We start from the raw sequence: 23387 nt of genomic DNA, 5'->3' as shown, positions 1-23387 counted from the left end.
CAAAAAAGGCGGGCTGACAGGCCCGCCTTTTTTGTTTGACCTCGCGAAAGGTCAGCTGGATTTCCGAATCAGATAAATCTGATGCGCGCCGTCAAGGTTTTGCGAAAGTAGCGTGTGTCCGGCCTCGGCACAAAAATGTGGGACATCCACTATGGCCGCAGGATCATCGGCCAGTACCCGCAGAACAGCACCTTCAGGCATAGACTTCAGTCGTTTTCGGGCTTTCAGGACGGGCAACGGGCACAACAGGCCCAAGGCGTCCAGGGTATCTGTAATCTCTGACATGATTTTCGGGATAGGGTGAAGTTGTAATATTGTCCAGATTTTGAGCACGAGGATGTGACTGTTTGGCCCCGTGACGGATCGTTCTTCATCACATATGTGCAGAAACATGTTCGGAATCGAAATCATAGACGCGGGACTTCTGCCCGCCATGTTCGTCGCGCTTCTGGGTGGTTTGATCAGCTTTCTGTCGCCCTGCGTATTGCCCATCGTACCGCCTTACCTGGCGTATATGAGCGGCGTCACCATACATGAGATGCAGGACGAGGCCCGCGCGCGGCGCAAGGCAACCATGTCGGCCCTGTTCTTTGTCATGGGCCTGTCGACCGTCTTTTTGCTGCTTGGATTTACCGCATCGGCCTTTGGCGCGTTTGTGCTGCAAAATCAGGTGCTATTTGCCAAGTTATCCGGAGCCGTTGTTATTGTCTTCGGTCTGCACTTCCTGAATGTTTTCCGGATTCCTTTTCTGGATCGCGAAGCACGGATTGAAACCGGTGATTCCGGTGGTTCGGTCTTTGGTGCCTATATCCTTGGCCTTGCTTTTGCATTCGGCTGGACTCCGTGCATTGGGCCACAACTGGGGGCGATCCTGTCACTGGCTGCCAACGAAGCCTCGGTTGCACGAGGCACGCTTTTGCTGGGTGTTTACGCTGCGGGTTTGGGTATTCCGTTCTTGTTGGCAGCCATGTTCCTGAATCGCTCTATGACCGTGATGAACCGGATCAAACCGTATATGGGCACGATCGAGAAGGTCATGGGCGGCCTGCTGTTGTTTGTCGGAATAATGCTGATCACGGGTCTTTTCACCCGCTTTAGCTGGTGGCTGCTGGAAACCTTCCCGGCGCTGGCAAATTTCGGTTGATCACCTGACCCTCTTACCTTGACCTCAAGCCTGCGTTAACCTGCGCGTCAGAAGGTAAGGGCATGAGCAGTCACACAAATCAGCCGCAGGTGCGCAGACGTCGGGTGTTCTATATACCCGGCTACGATCCTATGCCGCCCCGGCGGTATCGAGAGTTGTATCGCACCGAGTCTCAGAAACAGGCCCCGATCTCGGGGTACGAGATCGCAATCGCCCCAAAGACGACAGGCGAGCGTTTTGGGTGGCGTGTGACCTCGGAACAAGATGGCCTGACCGTTGAAACTGAGTTCGAGGTTCTGGTGTGGTCCGACATCGTGCGCGACAGCATGTCGGTCTCGATTCCAGCGACCTATTGGCAATTGGCGCGCACGGCCTGGATCTACATTTCAACCGGCACATTGTGGCGTCTGATGCGCCTCCGTAAGGGGCCGGTGATCGCGGCGTTGTATCCAGTAGGTATGTTGGTGTCCCAGTTGCTGATTGCGCTTGCGGTAGCATGGGCATGCACAGCCATGGCAGGTTGGTGGGGGCTGTTCCCGGGAGCGGCCGCAGCCGTTGCGCTGTTGTTATGGTTCCGCAAGGTCGACAACCGGCTGTTTGCTTACTACCTGATGCATGATTACGCTTATTCTGCACAGTTGAAGGGAAAAACTCCTGCCAAGCTGCATGACAGGTTGGCTGCGTTTCGAGAAACGATCGAAGCTGCGCTTAAGTCCGATGTGGATGAAGTGCTGGTCGTAGGCCACAGTTCGGGCGCGCATATGGGAACGTCTGTTCTGGCTGAACTGATCCGAAAAACGAACGTGCAGGAGCGGCGGGCAGCACTGTCTTTCCTCAGCTTGGGGCAGGTTGTTCCGATGGTTTCGTTTCTGCCTCAGGCATACGAGTTGCGGTCCGACCTGCATTTCCTGTCCACGCGGTCTGAACTCACCTGGGTCGATGTCTCTGCCCCCGGAGACGGCTGCGCCTTTGCTCTTTGCGATCCGGTTGCGGTCACGGGGGTTGCGCGCTCTGACAAGCGTTGGCCGCTGGTCCTGTCGGCGGCCTTTACGCAAACGTTGTCGCCGGAACGCTGGAAGGCGTTGCGATGGCGGTTTTTTCGTTTGCACTTTCAGTACCTTTGCGCGTTCGACAAGCCGGGAAGCTATGACTATTTCCGGATAACGGCTGGTCCTTTGACGCTGAAGCAAAGGTTTGCGGATCGTGAGGCTTCGCGCAGCCGCATCGAGACGCCTGTGTCCAAGTTCACCTCGGTACGCCCATGACCCCGCCCAAGCCAGAACCGCGCCCTGATAAGGTTTCTTTGCTGCGCTATTTGAAACTGTTCAGACATGACCTGCTGTCGGCCCAGCCAGCCCGGCTGTATCGCGCGTGGATGGCCGAATTCAAAACTCCGTTCTTCCGGTCGTTCATGATCAATCAACCGGACCTGATTCAAACGGTCCTCAAGAAGCGACCTGACGATTTCCCGAAATCTGGCAGGATCAGCGAAGGCCTGCGGCCGTTGCTTGGCAATTCGGTATTTCTGACCAACGGTGAGACTTGGAAACGACAGCGGAGGATTATCGATCCGGCGTTCGAAGGCGGGCGGTTGAAGGATACATTTCCTGCCATGCTGGCTGCTGCCGAGGCGTGCGTGGAACGGTTGCGACCTCATGTCGGCGGACAAATCGAATTTGAAGAACAGACAAGCCATGCGGCGGCGGACGTCATATTCCGCACCTTGTTTTCCGTTCCTATCGAACACGTTATTGCCAGTCAGGTGTTTGACAAGTTTCGGGCCTATCAGCGTGAGCAACCTTTGCTGAATCTCGCGGCCTTTGTTCCGTTGCCAAAGTGGCTGCCCCGGTTCCATTCCAAGGCGACGAAACAAAACGCGCGGGATATCAGGGCGCTGATTGCGGAACTCACCGGAACACGCGCAAAGGCCATCAAGGACGGAACGGCACCGGATGATCTGGCGACCAAGATCATGACAACGGCTGATCCCGAAACCGGACAGTTCTTCGACCCCGAGGAAATGGTTGATCAGGTAGCGATCTTTTTTCTTGCCGGGCATGAAACCAGTGCGTCCGCCCTGGCCTGGACGCTGTACCTGATGGCCCTTTACCCGGAATGGCAACAGAAAGTTGCAGATGAAGCCGCTGTTCTGGATGAGCCTTCATTTGTCTCTGTTTCAAAACTCAGGATCAGCCGGGAAGTGTTTCGCGAAGCGCTACGCCTTTATCCTCCGGTGCCCATGATGGTCCGCGAGGCCACGTGCCCCGAACGGTTCCGTAACAGGGATGTGCCGGTTGGCGCGCAAATCGTGATCAGCCCCTGGCATTTGCACCGTCAGGAGCGTTTGTGGGACAATCCGGACGGTTTTGATCCTATGCGTTGGGGCACGGAAAACGGCAAGCGCTGCCAGCGCGACGCCTACATTCCGTTCTCTGCGGGCCCTCGAGTGTGCACCGGGGCCGGGTTTGCAATGGTCGAAGGGCCGCTGATCCTGTCGATGCTCTTGCGCCGTTTCCGGTTCGAAACAATCCCGGGAAAAACACCTGTTCCGGTCGCACATCTGACGGTTCGATCTAAAGATGGCATATGGTTACGCCTGTTTGAGCGCTAACAACCTACCATCGGTTCACGCCCTGTTGTATGCGGGGAAGAACATCGGAATCATCATTGAACGGGAAAACAATATGTCCAAAGCAGAACAGCGCGCGCAGATGATCAACGGCACGGGCTTTATCGCGGCACTGGATCAAAGCGGCGGATCAACCCCGAAAGCGCTTGCGTTGTATGGTGTCGAGGCATCTGACTACAGCTCAGACGAAGAGATGTTCGGTGAAATCCAGAAGATGCGTGCCCGCATCATTCTGGCCGACGACTTCACCAAGGACAAAGTGATTGGCGCAATCCTGTTCGAACGTACGCTGGGGGAAGAGATCGAAGGTCGCAAGGTTGCCGACTACCTGTGGTCTGTCGAAGGTATCGTGCCTTTCCTGAAGATCGACAAAGGCCTGGAAGAACAGGCAAACGGCGTCCAGGTGATGAAACCGATCCCCGGTCTGGCCGAGACCCTGGCCAAGGCCGATGGTGTGTTCGGCACCAAGGAACGCTCTGTCATTCACGAAGCGAATGCCGACGGCATCGCGGCGGTGGTTGCCCAACAGTTCGACGTTGCCCGCGAAGTCACCGATGCCGGTATGGTTCCGATCGTGGAACCCGAAGTTAACATCCATTCGCAAACCAAGGCCGAGGCAGAAGAAATCCTGAAGGCGGAAATCCTCAAAAACCTCGATCAACTGGCCGAGGGTCAGGAAGTGATGCTGAAGCTGACGATCCCGACAAAGGCAAACCTGTATGACGCGCTGGCAGACCACCCGCGGGTATTGCGTGTTGTGGCCTTGTCGGGCGGTTATTCGACGGAACAAGCCTGCGACCTGTTGGGTCAGAACGGCAAGATGATCGCATCCTTCTCGCGGGCTTTGACCGAAGGTCTGTCGAAGCAGCAGTCAGATGCCGAATTCAACGCGGCTCTGGGTGGTAACATCGACAAGATTTACAAAGCCTCGGTCTGATCCGTCAGGCAGGTTTGGTGAAAGAGCGGCGCATCTGTGTCGCTTTTTTTCTGCCGATGCAGCCCTCGGCGTGGTCATTGACCAGGCCCATGGCCTGCATGAACGCAAACACGGTTGTGGGGCCAACAAACTTCCACCCCCGTTTCTTGAGATCCTTTGACATGGCCACAGACTCGGGAGATGTGGATGCTGTTTGCGGTGGCGGCGGCGTTTTAGCTTCATAACGCCAGACATAGGCCGCCAGAGACCCTTCCTCGGCCACCAACTCCTGCGCGCAACGCGCATTGTTGATCACTGCTTCAATCTTGCCGCGATGACGGATGATCCCGGCGTCCTGTAGCAGGCGTTCCACATCTGCATCAGAAAACGCAGCCATCTTGTTGAAATCAAATCCGCAGAAGGCTTTCCTGAAGTTTTCGCGCTTGTTCAGGATTGTCCGCCAGCTGAGGCCTGACTGAAAGCTCTCGAGGCACAGTTTTTCAAACAACCGTTGGTCTTCGCCAACAGGGTAGCCCCATTCATTGTCGTGATACTCAAAGAACTCGGGCGCGGCCTGACACCATGCGCACCTTTGCTGACCATCCGGGCCGGTAATGGTGTTGCTCATGAATGTACCTCTTTTGTTCTCCATTCACGTTACACGCGGTGATCAAGGAGTGACAAGTCCTAATCGCGATTGCGAAACCAGTTCAGAACAAAGACGCGTATGGCCGATGCAAGGCCGGTTTGCGGGTCGCGTTCCACATCAATCTCAGCCGCCAAGACATTGATTGGTTGCCCTTTTTCATGAGCGATCTCGCGAAAAGCCCTCCAGAACTCATCCTCGAGTGAAACCGAGGTTCGATGCCCTTTCAGGGTCAGAGAGCGTTTGACAGGGCGGCCGCTCATTCGTCCAGCTCATGATTGTCGAGGTCGCGCTTTTGTTTTTCTTGTTGAAGCTTCACGATTTCTTTTTCAGCTTTCGTTTGTCCAAACGCGACCGCGTTCTGGTCAGCGCGGGCCTTTTTCACGGCCCGCGCTTTTTCTTTTCGATACCGGTTCAGATTGAACGGCTTGCCCATCAGTCTTTCGGGCCGATCATCTGTTCGGGACGGACGACGGCGTCAAAGGTTGCTTCATCCACAAAGCCCAGCGCGATGGCTTCTTCCTTGAGGGTGGTGCCGTTCTTATGAGCGGTCTTCGCAACGGTGGTGGCATTGTCATACCCGATGGTTGGGGCAAGCGCCGTGACCAGCATCAGCGATTCCTTCATCAGCTTGTCGATTCGCGGCTCATTGGCCTTGATGCCCAGTAGCATCCGCTCGGTAAAGCTGTCGGAGGCATCTCCCAGCAACTGGATCGATTGCAGCAGGTTGTAGGACATCATCGGATTATAGACGTTCAACTCGAAATGACCTTGCGACCCGGCAAATGTCATCGCAGCGTTGTTGCCCATCACATGCGCGGCGACCTGAGTCAGTGCCTCGGCCTGCGTCGGGTTTACCTTGCCGGGCATGATCGACGACCCGGGCTCATTTTCCGGCAGGATCAGCTCACCCAGACCGGAACGAGGACCGGAGCCCAAGAAACGAATGTCGTTTGCGATCTTGTAGCAGCTGCCGGCTATCGTCGCTAAAGCGCCCGAAAGGAAGACCATGGCATCATGGGCGGCCAGCGCTTCGAACTTGTTCGGGGCTGTCACGAAGGGCAGGTCGGTGATCTGTGCCATATGGCCTGCAACGGCTTTATCCCAGCCGTGTTGGGTGTTCAGGCCGGTGCCAACGGCCGTACCGCCCTGGGCCAGTTCATAAATCCCCGGCATTGCCGCGTGTACGCGTGCGATCCCCTGACGAACCTGGTGGGCATAGCCACTGAATTCCTGACCCAGTGTCAGCGGTGTCGCGTCCTGCGTGTGCGTTCGGCCGATCTTGATGATGTCTTTGAACTCCTTGGCCTTCTGCTCGAGCCCGGACGCCAGTTTCTCAAGCCCCGGAAGCAACACGTCCCTGACGCTCATTGCAGTGGCGATATGCATGGCGGTTGGGAAGGTATCGTTCGACGATTGCCCCATGTTGCAGTGATCATTCGGGTGCACCGGGTCCTTTGAGCCAATGACGCCGCCCAGAATCTCGATAGCGCGGTTGGCGATGACCTCGTTCGCATTCATGTTCGACTGGGTGCCCGAACCCGTCTGCCATACGACCAGCGGGAAGTTGTCGTCAAATTTGCCCTCGATCACCTCGCCTGCGGCCTGAATGATCGCATCGGCAATCCTGACGTCCAGCGTTCCGGTCGCCTTGTTCTCCATCGCGCAGGCTTTCTTGATCACGCCCAGCGCGCGCACGATGGCGACCGGCTGCTTCTCCCAGCCGATGGGAAAATTCATGATCGAGCGCTGCGTCTGTGCGCCCCAATACTTGTCGGCAGGAACCTCGAGCGGGCCAAAGCTGTCGGATTCTGTGCGGGTTTGAGACATCGGTCACTCCGTCTGGTATGCAGTTGTATGCCGTTTAGCCGCAGCCACGCCGTGACGCAATCGGCCAGTTGCGCGCACCTTAAACTTAAGGACGTCAAACGTATAGGCGCGGGGTGCGTCACTTTAATCGTTATTGGGGGAGAATGTGCGTTGTTTGCGGACACCTCTGGGCTACAATAGAGCAATGACCGCCCAGGAGGATAAAATGCCAAATTTCCATCGCCTTAAGCTTGAAAAAGCTGCCGCGATACTTGCAGTTTGCGCTTTGTGGCTGTCGATTCTGAGTTTGCAGGCCCGCGCGTCAGACATAACACCATTCTTAGGTGACTATATCGGTTCTGCCGAAGTTGTGGACGCGGATGGCACTGCAACGCCACGCGACATGAGCGTTTCTATTGTCGAGACCAAAAACGGTTTCAACGTCAGTTGGCGGACGACAACCTACAAGTTGGACGGTCGTATAAAGGAACAGAAGTTTTCGATTGATTTTGTCCCGTCGGACCGCCCGGACGTGTTTTCGGCGGCGATGAAACGCAATGTCTTTGGTCACGAAGTCCCATTGGACCCGATGAAGGGCGAGCCGTTTGTATGGGGCCGCATTGTCGGCGACACGCTGACTGTGTTTTCGTTGTTTATAGATGAGGATGGAGGCTATGAGTTGCAGCAATTCGACCGTACACTGGCCGAAGGCGGGCTGAACCTCGCGTTCTCACGATTCATCGACGGCCAAAAATCCCGGTCGGTTGAGACTTTTCTGATGAAGCGATAAACCCCGCGCAGGGCGGGGTTTTAAGTGTTATTTCCGGAAGCTGTCCAGCGACACGACTTCCGCATCGTGATGGGCTTCATCTTCTTCGACTTCGATTTCGATCTCATCTTCGATGATGTGATCTTCCTCGTCTTCATCTTCCGGGCTTTCAAAGCGAAGACCGAACTCGACCGATGGATCCACAAACGTCTTGATTGCGGAATAGGGGACATACAGCGGTTCTGGTGCGTCTCCGAAATTCAAAGTGATGGAAAAGCCGGCCTCTCCGACTTCCAGATTCTCGAACCAATGCTGCATGACGATGGTCATTTCTTCGGGATAGCGTTCACGCAACCAGTCTGCGATTTCCACACCATTCTCACGCGTGTCGAAAGTTATAAAGAAGTGATGCGCCCCGGGTAGACCGGTTCGGGAAACTTCCGTCAGCACTGTTTTGATCAGGCCGCGCATGGCGGTGTGCATCAGGTTTCCATAATCGATGCCTTGCGACATATTTGATCCTCAAAAGTGGCTATGCTCAGCATAGGGGTTTTGTTCGGAAACGAAAGGGCGGGTATAACCGGATTGATCAGATATTGTGTGCAACCAGCCCGGCCATCGACATCAGGGCCAACACAGTTCCCATCCCTAATTTCAGTCGAAAAATCAAGGCCCCAGCAAGGATAGTTAGACTTAGTGCTGTGAAATCCAATGCGGATAACTGCGGCATGGGTATTGCCAATGGCCCCATTGATTTTTCAGGCACCGATTCGAAAAGAACATTCAGGGCGAACCACACGGAAAGGTTGAGAATCACTCCGACGACGGCTGCGGTGATTCCGTGCAGGGCTGCTGACAGGCGGGGACGTGCAGCCAAACGATCGAGATAAGGGGCCGCAAGAAAAATCCAAAGAAAGCAGGGAACAAACGTCGCCCACAATGCAACCGCGCCAGCGGCAAGTGCCAACGTAAACCCACCAGTCTGTTGCCCGGTCAGCATGGCGACAAACTGTGTAACAAGAATTAGCGGACCCGGTGTCGTTTCCGCCAGACCCAGCCCATCTATCATCTGATCCGTGCTGATCCAGTGGTACTGGTCAACAACCGTTTGGGTCATATAGGCCAACACGGCATATGCGCCGCCAAAGGTCACGACAGCGAGACGGGCAAAAAACCACCCCAGATCGCTCAGCAGTTGATGACCTGTGACGCTCAGAGCGACAAGCGGGCCCAGCCACAGCGGCAACCAGACAGCAATCGTTCGAAGAGAGCGCGCCAGATGTGATGTTCCTTCCCGTGTGGGTGTTTCAACGGGTCCCTTGAACGTCACGTACCCCCAGAAAGCGGCAGCGAAAATGATCGCTGGAAAGGGGAGGTTCAGCAGAAAAATGGACAGGAAGGACAGAATTGCGATTGTCCGGTGCTCGCGATCGTTCAATGCCTTACGCGAAAGATTGCGAAGCGCCTGCAAAACGATCACGATGACAGTTGCCTTGATGCCCGTGAAGGCCGACTGCACCAAGGGGATATCGCCAAATGCTGAATAGAGTGCGACCAGAACCGCGATCACCACCGCGCCGGGCAACACGAACAAGCTGCCGGCAATCAGCCCGCCAGCAACACCGCGCAGACGCCACCCCGCATAGGTCGCAAGCTGCATCGCCTCTGGACCAGGTAGCAACATGCACAGAGACAGGGCGCGCAGGTACGTCTGTTCATCCAGCCAGGATCGACGCTCGACCAATTCCTGATGCATCAAGGAAATTTGTGCAGCGGGTCCACCGAAAGACAGCAGTCCGATCCTGCCGAAGACCTTGATAATCTCTGTCAGTACCGGTGTCATGGTGTTCGACCTGTGGGCCAGTCATGGCTTTCGTCAAACCCATCGCGAGCCCAGCGATACAGCGCGTCGTAAAGGGTTATCCCGGCCTCCAGGTTTTCGTGGTCATCGCGATACTGCCTTGAAAGCCCGACGGACACCGCCAACAATCCCGCCGCTTCGGGTGCAAGCGCGTGTCGGTTCGTGTCTGCTGCCCGGATTATTGTGGCCAACCGGTCAAGTGCAGGGGAGTGAAGCTCGAATTCATCCAACATGGTGTCAAACGTGCAATTGTCGTCCCGGTGGCTCCAGAACGTGTTCTCGATATCAAAAGGTGACGCCCTGAAAGCAGTCGAAACGCTTTCGACTTCGCCGGGTGCCACAAACAGAAATTTTGCGTCGGGATCAACAAACCTGCGTATCAGCCAGGGACATGCGATTCTGTCGATCTTTGGTCGGTGGCGCGTGACCCAGAGCGTATGACCACCAATCCGTTCAGGAATGCGGGCTGCGGGTACGCGTAGCGCGTCGGTCAATTCGCGCCAGACATACATACCACCTTCCAGATATTCGGCTTGATGCCCTTCGCTGCGCAGCCAGGATACAACGCCCTGGCTCAGCTTCTTACCTTTTTGACAGATAATCACAGCCGAGCGGCCGGAGATCTTGCATTTCAGCCCCTGAAGATCTGTGACCGGGTGCCGGACTGACGCGGGGATCAGATAGGGATCTTCGTCAAAATCGTCATTCAGGCAGACGTCGAATAGAACGGGCGCATTCGGAGTACCAATCAGACGCAGGAGTTGTTTGGGGGAAATAGAGTTGGGCGATGCCATGGCATGTTTCCTTGTAACCGCGGATACATGCGAAACTTGGGCTGTCGCCTCACGGGGCGTTCGCAATCTTACCCCATGACACTTGCTAACGCGCAAGGGTCATAGGGGTCAAGATTGCGTTGTGTTCACGCCCAGTCCAGGCGCTGCCCTGTCATGCACACGGGAAGGGTGTCTGATGGAAACTGGCCCAGTTCTTCAAAAAACGAGATGAAATCAAAATGATTGTAAGCCTCAACCATCTTTTCGTCTTTGAACCGCGCCATGACCTGGCCGGTGACTTCCAGTGGCGCGCCATTGTCGGCACGAAAAGTACGAACATGCAGAATGGCTGACACCCAGTCGCCGTTTTCGATGATCTTGGGCAACTCGACCTTGATGTCCCCCAGAATGTGGCGGAACGCCATGACCAGATCCCGGAAATCGTCGGCACCGACCTGCATTTCCGGAATCAGCCCTTCGGCCATTGTTTCGGGTGCGAAGAACTGATCGATTGCTTCGGTGTTTCCGTTTTCCCAAATTTCGGAATACCACGTTCTGAGTATCTCTGAATTCGTCATCCCAGCTCTCCTGTCCAAGTGCTGGTAAGATGACAAAAAGGAGTGAACAAACTCTGAACCCGCGAAAACGCGGGTAAATAATTCAGACTTGTAGGGGATTAATGCAGGTTTCTGTTGCCAGGTACCTGCGAACCCCGCCTTACGCGGCTAGGCGCAAGGGCTTAAGTTTCGGTCTTGCTACTGCTTACGCAGCAACTGCAACCGGAGCACGATTGTCGTTTGCAATTGTACTGTTTTCGCCGGTAACGGTGGCAGACAGCCGGGACAAAGCTAACCCCTTTAGACGTTCGTCGATCCTATTTCGGCCCCCCGGTTCCGAAAGTGATCCCCAAACGAAGGATGCCCCCAGAAGGTGTATGGTGGAGCCGCCGGGTACCGCCCCCGGGTCCGATCCGCTTATTACGAGCGCGTTTATGTCCATAGTCCCGAAGGACACCTCTTATATAGGTGAGGTGATGGGTGGATGCAAACTCAGAATGAAGTCTGTCGCATCCCATATTTCCAATCTGTTAGGTGGCTTTGTTGAAGTTTGCGGAGATAAGCCAGACCGCCAGAGCCAGTTCGATTCCCCCAAAGATCAACGCCTTGGCAAAGGGTGGATTGTCCAGCGCGACCGATACAAACCGGCCCAGCGCAGCACCGGAATAGACAATGCCCAGCATGACATAGGCCATAGGGTTGTTCAGCCAGATAACGGCGATCCCGGTCACAACAAATAAACCACCGACCGAGGCGCGCATCTCGGACAACCCCATTGTGCTGTTGGTCGGGGCCAGATCCAGGGCCGACGCGGTATGGGCCGGGGCCAAAAACCCGAAAGCGCCGAACCCGATGGTCAGCAATGCCGCAATGACGTTCAGAGTAGCGACCATAGCGGCCTCCTTGGTTCAGGCCGCGTAAGCGGCGTCAAAGAAATCACGTTCCAGCTCGACGGCTCGATGAAACAGCCGTGTAACCTCGGCCTGTTCATCCGCATCCAGCGTTGGCCAGACGTTATCCAACTGACGCCGCAGATATTCCACCACGCTTTCGAACCCTTCGCCCGCATGTAGCGTGATCCATTCCGCAAACCAGAACGGCAAGCCGTCTTTGGGTGGGTTTTCCGGGCTGGCCCAGCTCAGGTAAACCCATTCTGCTACGACGAGTACCGCCAGCATGTTCTGATAGCGGCCAGAGGCCACGGTTTCGGTCATCAGATCCTGAAACGCCCGTGTGGCCGGCGCGGGCTCGGTGCTGGGTTCAGTGCCCAAAGCGTCCATCGCGCGCAGAAAATAGGTGTTCTCGGGGCCTGTGATCACCGCCAGAAACTGCGCGGCCGGTACGCTGTCTGCAAGGGTCGGTGCATGCGCGATGGCGCTGGCCAAAAGACGCACGAAACCGTCGACGAACTGATAATCCTGCCGCAGGTACCAGCGCATTTTTTCCTCGGGCAGGGTGCCGTCAGACAGTTCGCGGGTGAAGGCATGGGTTGTCGCGGCCTGCCAGTCGTCGATTTTGCCCTGACGCAGCACTTCGGTTGGGCGGGTTTGGTCCTGCATTCGGAAGCTCCAGTTTTGTTTTGATGCAGACAAAGCGCGTTTCAAAACAAAGTACAAGGTCAGCCAAGTGCGGACCAAAGACCCAGACCACCGACCAGAATGAGGCTCAGCGCCCAGATCAGTTCCAGGTTGAACCAGCTGCGCGACAAAAATTGCAGACCAAGCCAATGATAGACCGCAAAGGCCAACACCCCCCCGCCCAGAACCATGGCGGCCGTATGCAGCGCGGCGACACCCAGAACCAAAAGCGTATTTGTCGTCATGATCTGGGAAATCGCTTGATGTCCCGCGTCCAATTCATCCACGGCGCAAAGGCCCAGATAGATTGGAACCAGCATCAGGGCGGCTCCGTGGGCAAGCGCCACCAGAAAAGACCACAGCGCGAGCTTGCTTGGCGGAACACGTGAAAGAAAGCGGGGATGACGGCGGGTTATGGCGATGTACAGTCCCATGCCTATGACGACCAGGGCCGCGCCGATGCGGATTTCATTTTGATAGTCGACCAGTACGGCCATCAGGGCAAAAGGCAGAAGCACGCCGAGCATGGCCACGAAATGCCCGCCAGCCAAAGCCGCGAGTGCGCTCCACAGGGCGGATTGGCGTTGTTCCATCAAAGCCGAAGACACCGCCAGCGGCCAGCCCATGCCGGGGTTCAGACCGTGATAGGCGCCGCTCAGAACAACGGCCAGCCACAGGCCAGCCGTTGATGACATCAGAAAGTCCAATTCAGACCGACGGATAGCAGAAGCTGTCGGTTGAACAGTCTCCGCCCTCTAACCGGATCTGGTGGCTGCGATAACCCTTGGGAAACTCCACCCAGAATTTCGGATCCAGTGTCAGACCACCATTCTCGCCGACATCAGCCTTGACCATGGCCGCACCGCCTTCCTCGGGGTAGAACTGGTCGTCCCACGTGGAATAGAGAGAATTGGTCCAGTAGACCCGTTTGCCGTCGCGGCTGATTTCGACCATCTGTGGACCATAGCCAAAGGTTTGACCATTTGGGTGCTTTGTCTTTTTGACGATTCCACCGATCTCGACCTTGCCTGCCAGAGTTGGATTCATCGGGTCGGATACATCGTATTGATGCATCTCGCCGGTTCCCCAGCAAGCGACATAGAGGTACTTGTCATCCAGGCTCAGGTCGATATCAGTGACCAGCGGCGGAACAGCAGAGAAGCCCTTCAGAAGGTCAGGAAGATCATCGGGATCAGCGGGTTGCGGATCGATTGTTATGGTTTTCTTGGCTTCGAACGTGCCGTCATCATTGCGCCACCAGGTGAAGATCGCACCTTGCAGGTTTGTTGTATCGACGACAACGCCGCAGAACCCGTATTGTTTTACGGGATCATGAGCGGGGCGGATTTCCAAGGCCATCTGATGGTTTTCACCCAGATCGATGGTTTGAATGTTCGTCCGGTTTCGAAGGTTCCAAAAATGGATGCTATGGCCGTATTTATTGGACAACAGGTCTTCGGCCACGAGTCCGTTTTCGAATTGCGGTGGCAGGCCCCATTCGGAACTGACCATGTAGTCACGCGGCAGGTTCCACCAGAAATCATAATGCTTGTCCTGCACGCCGCGCTCGATTTCATAGCGCCCGATTATATCGAAGGTCTCGCAGTCCATGATGAAAATGCCCGGAGGGCCATCTGTCCCGTCGGGGCCGCCACCACCAAGGGTGCTGACATAGATGCCCTCAGGCCCGCAATGGATCGTGTGCGGACGGGAATACCCAGTCTTTGCAAAGACTTCTTCGGGTTCGATGATCTTGTGTATCTTGGCCTCGAGCGGGTTTTTGACATCGATGACGTAAATTCGGCTGGACCGAATGCCTGGGATGATCAAATAGCGCCGCTCCAGAAACGCGTGACCGCTGAGCGGCGACAGGGCCGAAGAACAGGCGTTCCAACCGAAATGGTGAAACTCGTCGCCTTTCTCGGGCATGATCACCTGATGCACGATCTTTCCGAAATCGTCCGAGCTTGGATCAACATTCACAACCGCCAGTCCGTCTGGTTGTGAAAAGTCAGGGCTGAGCATCAGCGTGAATGCAAGTGTCTCAGCGGGGCCCTCCATCGCCAGTTTTGCGGATGGATAAAAGCTAGGGTCCGGTCTTTGATTCATAACGTCCTCCCGTAAGTCATTGATCTTCAATTCACATTGAGAGTTCCGGTCTTGGCGCCGGATGACAATCTGCCTGCTCGTGTGCCCCTTGTTCTGATTTTGTTTCGAATTCAGCCCTCAAGTAGGTTTACGTTTGCTCTTGGCCACATCATGGGCCAGCCGTCGTGTGTAACGTTCCAGATCAATCAGTGCGGAGTCCACGGTATCCGCATCTTTTGTCTCAAGCGCGTCCACTATTTTACCATGCAGGCTGATAATTTCCTCGCGGGATCGCGCAGTGAAAGTGATCATGTTCATCAGTGGTTGCATCGCTTCCACAGCACCTGCCAGTTGATAGGACAGGACCGGGTTTCCAGCCCCATCCACCAACGCGCGATGGAAAGTCACGTCTGATGCGCAAAAGGCTTCATCCGTCAGGCCGGGTTGGGACTGGCGGAATATCTCCGCCCGCATAGTCGCCAGGTGATCTGCAGTGCGTCGCTGCGCGGACAAAGGCGCACAGGCCCTTTCCAGGGCATATCGCGCCTCGCAAGCCGTATCGAAGCTGACCGCATTCATCGACAGCAACAATGTCGAAGTCGTGACTTGCTGAGAATAGGCGTCCTCAAAGCTCAGGCGATTTACAAACGCGCCGCCGGAAGCGCCGCGTTGTGTGCGGATCAAGGATTGCGCCGCCAGCCGTTTCAATGCTTCACGCACAGTCGGGCGAGAGACCTGGAACTGATCCGACAGTTCCGCTTCGGATGGCAAGCGCGCGTCCACGATCAGCTCACCCGACACGATCGCATCCCGAATGGCCCGGGCGATCTGGGCAGACAGGTCTGCGGTTTTTCGGGGCGCGGTTTTCATCTTCAGACGACCTTGGGTAAATTTTTATTTGTCTGACATTTAAAAGTCTGACATTTGAAAAGCAAGGGAGTTGAGTCGGGAGGCTGAAGTGAGTCGCACGTGGCTGCGCAGCGGAATGTGGCTGGGCTTTTATGTTCTGATCCTGTTGGCGTGGTGGATCATGTTCTCGATGAGCCGGGACATGGACCTTGATCTGATCGGTCGCCCGGGGCCGATGGGGCAGGCGATGGCCGCAATGGATCCGCGCATGGATATGTACATGCCGATGGCCGAGTTCGGCCCGCTGTTTTCAATGTGGGCGATCATGATGGCGGCGATGATGCTGCCGACCCTGATTCCGACCCTGCGCAGTTACGAGGACCTGATCCGCAGTGCAAATGGCAGCCGCGGAGGCTGGCTGGGGGTTCTGGTCGGGTATTCCATCGTCTGGGTCGGGTTTGCGGCTCTGATCGCAGGAATACAACTGCTTCTGCTGTTTGGTGGCGTTGTCGATATGCTGGGTATTGCCAAATCCGGCTGGGTCGCGGGCGGCTTGATGATTGCCGTGGGCGCCTTTCAGTTTTCCCGCGTCAAAGAGGTTTGCCACGGTGTTTGCCATGCTCCGATGACTTATTTCCTTGGGCATTGGAGAACCGGTTTTTCAGGCGGTTTACTTATGGGCCTGGGTCTTGGTGCCTTTTGCGTCGGCTGTTGCTGGGGCTTCATGGCACTTGGCTTTGTCGGCGGTGTCATGAGCCTGTTGTGGATGGGGCTCGCAACCCTGTTCATGGTTTTGGAGAAACTCCCTCAGATCGGGCACGCTGTGACCCGTCCAATGGGATTTGTATTAATTGCGGGCGGTCTTTTTCTGCTCGTGTACCCAATTAGCTACGGAGGATAAGCCTATGGCTAAAAACAGAAAACAAGACGCCGATCGGCTACCTGTCAGCCAGCGCATCGACAGCCGCATGCCCAATCCCAAGCGTCGTGAAATGAGCCCGACGGACTGGGCCATCAAGGGTGAGCTGATCCTGAACTGTTCATGTGACGTGTTCTGCCCCTGTGTAGTGTCGCTGGGCGCGCATCCTCCGACGGAAGGTCATTGTCATGCGTGGATGGGTATCATCGTTGATGAAGGCCACTATGAAGGCGAGGATCTGTCGGGCCTGAATGTCGGGTTGCTGGTCGATATTCCGGGCCGGATGGGTGAAGGCCAGTGGAAAGTCGCCGCTTACGTTGATGAGCGAGCAAGCGGCAAGGCATATAACGGGTTGTTGCAAATCTTCAGCGGTCAGGCGGGCGGTACAACCGGACTGTTTACCATGCTGGTCAGCGAGATCATTGGGGCGGAACGAGCTCCGGTCCAGATTGAACGCGACGGAAACAAACGCCGGATCGCGATTGGTCGCAAAATCCAGGGCGAGATCGAGATGCTTGCTGGCAAGGATCCGGAGCATCCGGTGATGGTTTCAAACTCCAAATACTGGATGGGACCGGACATCATCGTGGCGCGTGGTACCAAATCGAAGGTGCGCGACTACGGCAGGGTCTGGGATTTCGGCGGCAAGTCCGCTGAAATCTGCCCCATCGACTGGCATGGGCCCAAATGATGATCACGGGCGCGTATGCGCGGGAAATGGCGCGGTACAATCATTGGCAAAACAAACAGTTGTCAGAGTTTTTGCAATCTCTGACACCCAAGGAACTGACCCTTGAACGCGGGGCGTTTTTTGGCTCGATCATGGGCACGGTAAACCATTTGCTGTGGGGCGATTGGATGTGGATGTCTCGTTTCGAAAAGCGCGACGGGCCCGACAGCAATATTTACAATGCGGGCGGGGGTATCCATGAAAGTGTATACCTGTGCCCGGACCTGCAAAGCTGGTTGGCGTTACGCGAGAAGATTGATGGCCGTATCCAGAAATGGGCGAAAGGGTTGGGGGATGATCCGCTGACCGGATCGTTCACGTGGTACTCTGCCGCGAAAGAGGCCGATGTCACAATGCCTTACGCGTTGTGTGTGATCCATTTCTTCAATCACCAGACCCACCACAGGGGACAAGTGCATAAAATGCTGACCGAGACGGGCTCGGAAGCGCCTGTCAGTGATATCGTCTTTATGCCCGAGGAGGTATGAATGCCACAGATTTCCGCCTCACGCCGCTTGCGGCGCACTCCGTTCTCTGAAGGGGTCGAAGCAGCCGGGGTCAAGGGATACACGGTCTACAACCGTATGTTGTTGCCGACGGTTATTGAAAGCGTTGAAGCTGATTACCGGCACCTGAAAACCCATGTGCAGGTCTGGGATGTGTCTTGCGAGCGGCAGGTCGAATTGCGTGGCCCTGATGCTGCGCGTCTGATGCAGATGCTGACCCCGCGCGATCTGCGCGGTATGCTGCCGGGGCAATGTTTCTACGTGCCTATCGTTGATGAAACCGGCGGCATGCTGAACGACCCGGTTGCGGTGAAACTGTCTGAAGACCGCTGGTGGATATCGATTGCCGACAGCGATCTGTTGCTGTGGGTCAAGGGTATCGCCGTTGGCTACCGTCTGGATGTGTTGGTGGATGAACCTGATGTGTCGCCGCTTGCCGTTCAGGGGCCCAAGGCGGACGATCTGATGGCCCGTGTGTTCGGCGATCGCGTGCGGGACATCCGGTTTTTCAAATTTGATATGTTCGAGTTCGAAGGACGGGATCTGGCCGTCGCACGATCCGGCTATTCGAAACAGGGCGGGTTCGAGATCTATGTGGATGGCAGCGATATCGGCATGCCTTTGTGGAACGCGTTATTTACGGCAGGCGAAGACCTGCAGGTGCGCGCGGGCTGTCCGAACCTGATTGAGCGTATAGAGGGCGGCTTGTTGTCTTACGGGAACGACATGACCGATGACAATACACCGCATGAATGCGGTCTTGGGAAGTTCTGTAACACGCATACCGCGATTGGCTGCATCGGCAGGGACGCATTGTTGCGTGTCGCCAAAGAGGGACCAGTACAGCAAATCCGACCTATCGCCATTGATGGTGATCCGGTGCCGGGTTGCGATCGTCCCTGGGGTATGTTTGCGGACGGAAAGCGTGTGGGGCAGGTGACTTCGGCGGCCTGGTCTCCTGATTTTGAAACCAACGTCGCGATCGGTATGGTGCGCCTGAGCCATTGGGATGCCGGAACGGAACTGGACGTGGAGACACCGGATGGGATGCGTCGCGCAACCGTGCAATCGCATTTCTGGATCTAACACAGTTAAGGGCGCTGTTGTGTCGTCCTCGGGATATTTTTGGCCAGGTGAAGAAATGGGCTGGTCGCTGAAACACGAAAGGAATGACAGATGTTCAATGCTCTTGTAATGGACAAGGATCAAGAAAGCGGACTTGCCACCGGCTCGCTCAAACAGTTGTCAGTGGATGATCTGCCTCATGGTGAAGTCACGGTCGCCGTTGAATATTCCACAGTGAACTACAAGGATGGCCTGTGCCTGTCTCCGAAAGGGGGCGGGCTGGTGCGGGCCTATCCACATGTCCCCGGTATTGATTACGCGGGTACGGTCGAAGCTTCATCGGATGATCGCTACAAGCCCGGTGACAAGGTTGTTCTGACCGGATGGCGCGTGGGCGAGGCTCACTGGGGCGGTTATTCGCAAAAAGCCAACGCGCGGGCCGACTGGCTGGTGCCGCTGCCCGAAGGGCTGACCACGCGGCAGGCCATGGCCGTGGGCACCGCCGGGTTCACTGCGATGCTGGCGGTCATGGCGCTGGAGGATCATGGGCTTACCCCGGATCGGGGGCCGGTATTGGTGACCGGGGCCGCGGGTGGCGTCGGTTCGGTGGCCACAGCCATTCTGGGCAAGCTGGGCTATGAAGTCGCTGCGGTAACCGGGCGCCCCGAAACCGGTGATTATCTGAAATCCCTGGGCGCGACGACAATTGTTCCGCGAGAAGAATTGAATGAGACGACCAAACGCCCTCTGGAAAGCGAATCCTGGGCTGGCTGCATTGACGCTGTTGGCGGCGCCATGCTGGCGCGTGTTCTGGGCCAGATGAAATACGGTTGCTCCGTCGCCGCCGTTGGTTTGGCAGGGGGGGCTGCTTTGCCTGCGACGGTGATTCCATTTCTGCTGCGCGGCGTGAACCTTTTGGGGATCGACAGCGTGATGCAGCCCTATGACAACAGGGTGCGTGCGTGGAAACGGATCGCCACGGATCTGCCGATGGACAAGCTGGAGGCTATGGTTCAACCGGCCAGTCTGTCCGATCTGCCGCAACTGGGGGCCGACATTCTGAAAGGACAGGTCAAGGGGCGCGTCGTGGTTGATGTTAATGCCTGAGGCTGAGCTTTGAACTCAACCTGGCCGGAGAAACTCGGCCAGGTTTGGGAAGACGACGTTTGTCCAAATTGGTCGCAACACCTCTGGCCATTGATAAATTTCCCGATCATGATTGCTATACATCCCAATTGCGATGGCGTAAGACCCATCCAAAGAGTACCTGAAGACGGGGAGTGAGCAGAATGTCTGACGACTTCGAACTGGACACCGATGATCTGCAGCGCCGCATGGATGGCGCAATGGCCAATCTGAGAACCGAATTTGCATCATTGAGAACAGGACGCGCTTCGGCCTCGATGCTGGAACCTGTCATGGTTGACGCTTATGGCTCGATGACGCCAATCAACCAGGTGGGCACCGTGAACGTGCCCGAACCGCGTATGGTCACTGTAAATGTCTGGGATAAGTCACTGGTCGGTAAGGTGGAAAAGGCCATTCGCGAAAGCGGCCTTGGTATCAATCCGCAGTTGAACGGCACCATTATAATGCTGCCGATACCTGAGCTGAACGAGGAACGCCGCCGCGAGCTGAGCAAGGTCGCCGGTCAATATGCGGAAAGCGCACGTGTCGCGATCCGCAATGTGCGTCGCGACGGCATGGATCAGATCAAGAAAGCCAAAGCGGACGGGATGTCGGAAGATGACCAGAAGCTGTGGGAGGGCGAAGTTCAGGAAATGACGGATGAGATGATCAAAGCCGTGGATGCAGCACTGGAAACCAAGCAAGCAGAAATCATGCAGGTCTGAGCCCGACTGATGCCAAAAGACCCGCAAACCGACCTGGAGTCCGGCCCGCGCCATGTGGCCATCATTATGGATGGCAATGGCCGCTGGGCACAGGCGCGCGGTCGTCCCAGGCTGTTCGGTCACCATGCCGGTGCGCGGCGCGTGCGCGAGGTTGTCGAGGCCTGTCCAAGTTTGGGAATCAAGTATCTGACGGTGTTCGCTTTTTCGACCGAGAACTGGAAGCGGACACAGGTCGAAGTGGCGGGCCTGATGAACCTGTTCCGCCGCTATATCATCAAGGAAACCCGGACACTTGCGGATAATGGCATCCGGGTTCGGTTTATCGGAGACCGCGTCCGGTTGGATTCGAAACTGATCGAGTTGATGGACTCTCTGGAAGAAGAAACCCAGAACAACGATCTTGTTCATTTGACAGTCGCACTGAATTACGGTGGGCGCGATGAAGTCGCGCGCGCCACCAAACGCCTGGCGCGGGATGTGGCTGAGGGGCGGTTAAAGCCCGATGAGGTCGATGAAGAAACCCTGCCTAAGTATTTGGATACGCGCGTTCTTCCCGACCCGGACCTTGTGATCCGAACCAGTGGCGAAGCACGAATTTCGAACTTTCTTCTGTGGCAGTCCGCTTACTCGGAATATGAATTCATCGATACCCTCTGGCCGGACTTCTCTGCCGCTGAACTAGCCCGTCTGTGCCAGAATTACGGCTCAAGAGACCGGCGGTTCGGAGCGGTTCTGGCATGAGTGAAGGCCGATGGTCTGACCTGACGACACGGGTCCTTTCTGCTGCTGTTCTGGTCGTAATCGGATCAATCGAAGTCTGGCTTGGCGGTTGGTGGTTCGAAACCTTCATCGCCGCAGCCTGTGGGCTGATGACCTGGGAATTGGTTCGGATGATTGACCCACAGGCCCGGGGCGTGGCTGTGCAATTGGGGATTCTGACAAGCGCGGCGGTTGTCCTCAGCTATCATCTGCCCCCGATCTACACTTTGCCGATCTTGCTTGCGCCTGCGCTTGTGGGTGTCGGGCAGGTCAGTCGTTCCAGGGTTCTGTTTGGGCTGTGTGTCGTCTGGATAGTTGGGGCCGGGCTCGGCTTCATTTCGATCCGGGAAAACTCCGGGTTTGGTTGGATGGTTTGGCTGATCGCGGTCGTGGTCGCCACGGATGTTGCTGGCTATTTTGTTGGCAAGGCGGTTGGCGGGCCGAAGTTCTGGCCAAGGGTAAGCCCGAAAAAGACATGGTCGGGAACGGCTGGTGGATGGGCCGCCGCCGCGTGCGTCGGTGTCGTGTTCGCAAGCCAGGCGGGGTTCGGATTCGGTTTTGTCGTTGTTTCCGTTTTGGCCTCAATGGCCAGTCAGGCTGGTGATATTATCGAAAGCGCGGTCAAACGTAAGTTCGGCGTCAAAGACAGTTCGAACCTGATACCGGGTCATGGCGGCTTTCTGGATCGGTTTGATGGCATGATGGGCGCCGCGCTGTTTGTTCTGATCGCAGGGCTGATCTATTCGCCGGGTGAAATGTAATGCGAAAGGTTTCTGTTTTCGGGGCCACCGGGTCGATCGGGCAGAATACGATCGATCTGATTTCGCGCGCGCCGTCCGAGTATGACGTTGTGGCTTTGACGGGGGGCGCCAATATTCAAAAACTTGCGGATGATGCGCGTCGGCTCGGCGCTGATATTGCCGTCACCGCTCATGAAAACCGGCTTGACGACCTGCGTTCAGCCTTGGCCGGCAGTGACGTTGAGGCGGCTGCGGGCCCCGGCGCTATTGTCGAGGCTGCTGCACGCCCGGCGGATTGGACTATGTCGGCCATTGTCGGCTCGGCAGGGTTGGCGCCGGGTATCGAAGCTTTGAAACAGGGTTCGACACTTGCACTGGCCAACAAAGAGACGCTGGTCTGCGCCGGGTCATTGGTTCTGGAAACGGCCAAACAGCATGGCGCGCGATTGCTGCCGGTAGACAGCGAGCATTCGGCTGTGTTTCAGGCTTTGGTTGGCGAGGAAATCGAAGCGGTTGAGCGCGTGATCATTACGGCCAGCGGCGGCGCGTTCCGTGATTGGCCCCTGAGTAATCTAGCCAACGCAACTGTTGAGCAAGCCTCGAGCCATCCGAACTGGGATATGGGGCAGCGTATCACCATCGACAGCGCATCGATGTTCAACAAAGCACTGGAAGTCATAGAAACAAAAGAATACTTTGGCGTCGATCCGGATCAGATCGAAGTGCTGGTTCATCCGGAATCCATAGTGCATGCCTTGGTCGGCTATCGGGATGGCGCTGTTATGGCTCATATGGGATCACCAGATATGCGCCACGCCATTGGATACGCGCTGCATTGGCCCGAAAGACGGGACTTGCCGATACAGCGGCTTGACTTGGCAAAGCTGGGGCAACTGCGTTTCAATGAACCGGATGTGGCGCGTTATCCTGCCCTGAAACTCGCGCGGGACGTGATGGAGCGTGGCGGCCTTGCAGGCGCTGTTTTCAATGCCGCAAAGGAACGCGCGCTGGATCATTTTATCGCACGCCGGATTGGGTTTCTGGATATGGCTGACGCTGTTTCCGCGGTCCTGGACAGGTTCGACGCGTCAGACAGCCTTATTGATGCCCCGATGACCCTTGATAACGTACAGCAAACCGACCATGTGGCACGTCAGTGGGTCGATGACACTGTGGTGGAACGAGCAGGATAGAATT

28 protein-coding genes and 1 other RNA gene are annotated in these 23387 nt (G+C 56.2%); 14 read left to right on the top strand and 15 right to left on the bottom strand.

Translation table 11 applies throughout. The annotated features are described in order from the left end of the window. Nucleotides 1-51: 51 nt before the first annotated feature. Nucleotides 52-285 (bottom strand): sulfurtransferase TusA family protein, encoded by a 234-nt coding sequence (locus AC2FJB_RS04165; protein ID WP_496717494.1) that lies wholly within the window; start codon nucleotides 283-285, stop codon nucleotides 52-54. 106 nt (nucleotides 286-391) lie between these two features. Between AC2FJB_RS04165 and AC2FJB_RS04160 the strand changes: the two genes are divergently transcribed. The 4 genes from AC2FJB_RS04160 to AC2FJB_RS04145 all read left to right on the top strand — a co-directional run bounded on the left by AC2FJB_RS04160 (nucleotide 392) and on the right by AC2FJB_RS04145 (nucleotide 4710). Then, a complete protein-coding gene (locus AC2FJB_RS04160; protein WP_117869038.1) occupies nucleotides 392-1144 on the top strand; it encodes a cytochrome c biogenesis CcdA family protein in 753 nt (250 codons plus the stop codon). Between the two features lie 62 nt (nucleotides 1145-1206). Then, nucleotides 1207-2409 carry a hypothetical protein gene (locus tag AC2FJB_RS04155; protein WP_496717495.1) on the top strand — a complete coding sequence of 401 codons (1203 nt, stop codon included), beginning with the start codon at nucleotides 1207-1209 and terminating at the stop codon, nucleotides 2407-2409. Further along, nucleotides 2406-3755 carry a cytochrome P450 gene (locus tag AC2FJB_RS04150; RefSeq protein ID WP_496682112.1) on the top strand — a complete coding sequence of 450 codons (1350 nt, stop codon included), beginning with the start codon at nucleotides 2406-2408 and terminating at the stop codon, nucleotides 3753-3755. Before AC2FJB_RS04155 ends, AC2FJB_RS04150 begins: the two co-directional genes overlap by 4 nt. Nucleotides 3756-3828: 73 nt before the next feature. Then, nucleotides 3829-4710, top strand: coding sequence for a fructose bisphosphate aldolase (locus AC2FJB_RS04145; RefSeq protein ID WP_496682114.1), 882 nt, complete (start codon nucleotides 3829-3831; stop codon nucleotides 4708-4710). 4 nt (nucleotides 4711-4714) lie between these two features. On the opposite strand, the gene AC2FJB_RS04140 is transcribed toward AC2FJB_RS04145, so the two are convergent. Genes AC2FJB_RS04140 through fumC form a run of 4 tightly spaced genes read right to left on the bottom strand, consistent with a single transcriptional unit; the run spans nucleotide 4715 to nucleotide 7165 of the window. Further along, a complete protein-coding gene (locus tag AC2FJB_RS04140; protein ID WP_496717496.1) occupies nucleotides 4715-5317 on the bottom strand; it encodes a DNA-3-methyladenine glycosylase I in 603 nt (200 codons plus the stop codon). 59 nt (nucleotides 5318-5376) lie between these two features. Then, nucleotides 5377-5598 carry a ribbon-helix-helix domain-containing protein gene (locus AC2FJB_RS04135; protein ID WP_299896876.1) on the bottom strand — a complete coding sequence of 74 codons (222 nt, stop codon included), beginning with the start codon at nucleotides 5596-5598 and terminating at the stop codon, nucleotides 5377-5379. After that, nucleotides 5595-5771: a DUF4169 family protein gene (locus AC2FJB_RS04130; protein WP_496717498.1), complete on the bottom strand. Its 177-nt coding sequence runs from the start codon at nucleotides 5769-5771 to the stop codon at nucleotides 5595-5597. Before AC2FJB_RS04130 ends, AC2FJB_RS04135 begins: the two co-directional genes overlap by 4 nt. After that, nucleotides 5771-7165 carry a class II fumarate hydratase gene (gene fumC / locus AC2FJB_RS04125; protein WP_299896880.1) on the bottom strand — a complete coding sequence of 465 codons (1395 nt, stop codon included), beginning with the start codon at nucleotides 7163-7165 and terminating at the stop codon, nucleotides 5771-5773. The genes AC2FJB_RS04130 and fumC overlap by 1 nt, the downstream gene beginning before the upstream one ends. Nucleotides 7166-7370: 205 nt before the next feature. On the opposite strand from fumC, the gene AC2FJB_RS04120 reads away from it, so the two are divergent. Next, nucleotides 7371-7934: a hypothetical protein gene (locus tag AC2FJB_RS04120; protein ID WP_496717500.1), complete on the top strand. Its 564-nt coding sequence runs from the start codon at nucleotides 7371-7373 to the stop codon at nucleotides 7932-7934. Nucleotides 7935-7961: 27 nt separating this feature from the next. On the opposite strand, the gene AC2FJB_RS04115 is transcribed toward AC2FJB_RS04120, so the two are convergent. The 10 genes from AC2FJB_RS04115 to AC2FJB_RS04070 all read right to left on the bottom strand — a co-directional run bounded on the left by AC2FJB_RS04115 (nucleotide 7962) and on the right by AC2FJB_RS04070 (nucleotide 15639). Further along, the gene (locus tag AC2FJB_RS04115; RefSeq protein ID WP_496717501.1) at nucleotides 7962-8426 is read right to left on the bottom strand and encodes an SspB family protein; all 465 of its coding nucleotides are present in this window, start codon (nucleotides 8424-8426) and stop codon (nucleotides 7962-7964) included. A 76-nt stretch (nucleotides 8427-8502) separates the two neighbouring features. Continuing rightward, on the bottom strand, nucleotides 8503-9756 hold the full coding sequence (gene chrA, locus AC2FJB_RS04110; protein WP_496717502.1) for a chromate efflux transporter: 1254 nt from the start codon (nucleotides 9754-9756) through the stop codon (nucleotides 8503-8505). Continuing rightward, nucleotides 9753-10568 (bottom strand): chromate resistance protein ChrB domain-containing protein, encoded by an 816-nt coding sequence (locus AC2FJB_RS04105; protein WP_496717504.1) that lies wholly within the window; start codon nucleotides 10566-10568, stop codon nucleotides 9753-9755. Before AC2FJB_RS04105 ends, chrA begins: the two co-directional genes overlap by 4 nt. Before the next feature lie 125 nt (nucleotides 10569-10693). Continuing rightward, the gene (locus AC2FJB_RS04100; RefSeq protein ID WP_496717506.1) at nucleotides 10694-11125 is read right to left on the bottom strand and encodes an ester cyclase; all 432 of its coding nucleotides are present in this window, start codon (nucleotides 11123-11125) and stop codon (nucleotides 10694-10696) included. Between the two features lie 100 nt (nucleotides 11126-11225). Continuing rightward, nucleotides 11226-11598: a transfer-messenger RNA gene (gene ssrA, locus AC2FJB_RS04095) on the bottom strand. 36 nt (nucleotides 11599-11634) lie between these two features. Continuing rightward, complete coding sequence (locus AC2FJB_RS04090) at nucleotides 11635-11997, bottom strand: DUF4345 family protein (RefSeq protein WP_299636211.1); 363 nt, start codon at nucleotides 11995-11997, stop codon at nucleotides 11635-11637. A 15-nt stretch (nucleotides 11998-12012) separates the two neighbouring features. Further along, on the bottom strand, nucleotides 12013-12663 hold the full coding sequence (locus AC2FJB_RS04085; protein ID WP_496717507.1) for a TenA family protein: 651 nt from the start codon (nucleotides 12661-12663) through the stop codon (nucleotides 12013-12015). Nucleotides 12664-12722: 59 nt separating this feature from the next. Then, nucleotides 12723-13376: a hypothetical protein gene (locus tag AC2FJB_RS04080; protein ID WP_496673063.1), complete on the bottom strand. Its 654-nt coding sequence runs from the start codon at nucleotides 13374-13376 to the stop codon at nucleotides 12723-12725. Between the two features lie 13 nt (nucleotides 13377-13389). Beyond that, nucleotides 13390-14790: a selenium-binding protein SBP56-related protein gene (locus AC2FJB_RS04075; RefSeq protein ID WP_117869023.1), complete on the bottom strand. Its 1401-nt coding sequence runs from the start codon at nucleotides 14788-14790 to the stop codon at nucleotides 13390-13392. Nucleotides 14791-14907: 117 nt separating this feature from the next. Beyond that, a complete protein-coding gene (locus tag AC2FJB_RS04070) occupies nucleotides 14908-15639 on the bottom strand; it encodes a FadR/GntR family transcriptional regulator (protein WP_496717508.1) in 732 nt (243 codons plus the stop codon). Nucleotides 15640-15754: 115 nt separating this feature from the next. Here AC2FJB_RS04070 and AC2FJB_RS04065 point away from each other — a divergent pair, with 115 nt between their 5' ends. From AC2FJB_RS04065 to dxr, 9 genes are all read left to right on the top strand, one after another. After that, a complete protein-coding gene (locus tag AC2FJB_RS04065; protein WP_496717607.1) occupies nucleotides 15755-16519 on the top strand; it encodes a DUF2182 domain-containing protein in 765 nt (254 codons plus the stop codon). A 4-nt stretch (nucleotides 16520-16523) separates the two neighbouring features. Further along, a complete protein-coding gene (locus tag AC2FJB_RS04060; RefSeq protein WP_299896906.1) occupies nucleotides 16524-17228 on the top strand; it encodes a DUF1326 domain-containing protein in 705 nt (234 codons plus the stop codon). Further along, the gene (locus AC2FJB_RS04055) at nucleotides 17225-17755 is read left to right on the top strand and encodes a DinB family protein (RefSeq protein ID WP_496817840.1); all 531 of its coding nucleotides are present in this window, start codon (nucleotides 17225-17227) and stop codon (nucleotides 17753-17755) included. Before AC2FJB_RS04060 ends, AC2FJB_RS04055 begins: the two co-directional genes overlap by 4 nt. Continuing rightward, a complete protein-coding gene (locus AC2FJB_RS04050) occupies nucleotides 17756-18859 on the top strand; it encodes a dimethylsulfoniopropionate demethylase (protein WP_496717509.1) in 1104 nt (367 codons plus the stop codon). 90 nt (nucleotides 18860-18949) lie between these two features. Continuing rightward, nucleotides 18950-19945, top strand: coding sequence for an acryloyl-CoA reductase (acuI, locus tag AC2FJB_RS04045; RefSeq protein WP_496717510.1), 996 nt, complete (start codon nucleotides 18950-18952; stop codon nucleotides 19943-19945). 182 nt (nucleotides 19946-20127) lie between these two features. After that, a complete protein-coding gene (frr, locus tag AC2FJB_RS04040; RefSeq protein ID WP_117869017.1) occupies nucleotides 20128-20691 on the top strand; it encodes a ribosome recycling factor in 564 nt (187 codons plus the stop codon). 9 nt (nucleotides 20692-20700) lie between these two features. Continuing rightward, nucleotides 20701-21432, top strand: a complete 732-nt coding sequence (uppS, locus tag AC2FJB_RS04035) for an undecaprenyl pyrophosphate synthase (RefSeq protein WP_117869016.1) — start codon at nucleotides 20701-20703, stop codon at nucleotides 21430-21432. Further along, nucleotides 21429-22211 carry a phosphatidate cytidylyltransferase gene (locus tag AC2FJB_RS04030; protein ID WP_496673078.1) on the top strand — a complete coding sequence of 261 codons (783 nt, stop codon included), beginning with the start codon at nucleotides 21429-21431 and terminating at the stop codon, nucleotides 22209-22211. Before uppS ends, AC2FJB_RS04030 begins: the two co-directional genes overlap by 4 nt. Further along, nucleotides 22211-23383: a 1-deoxy-D-xylulose-5-phosphate reductoisomerase gene (gene dxr / locus AC2FJB_RS04025; RefSeq protein WP_496717512.1), complete on the top strand. Its 1173-nt coding sequence runs from the start codon at nucleotides 22211-22213 to the stop codon at nucleotides 23381-23383. Before AC2FJB_RS04030 ends, dxr begins: the two co-directional genes overlap by 1 nt. Nucleotides 23384-23387 lie beyond the last annotated feature (4 nt).

The organism is Ruegeria sp. CDSC085, assembly GCF_059610465.1.
Note: the sequence above shows the minus strand (reverse complement) of the source record. Positions and strands in the feature narration are given on the sequence as shown.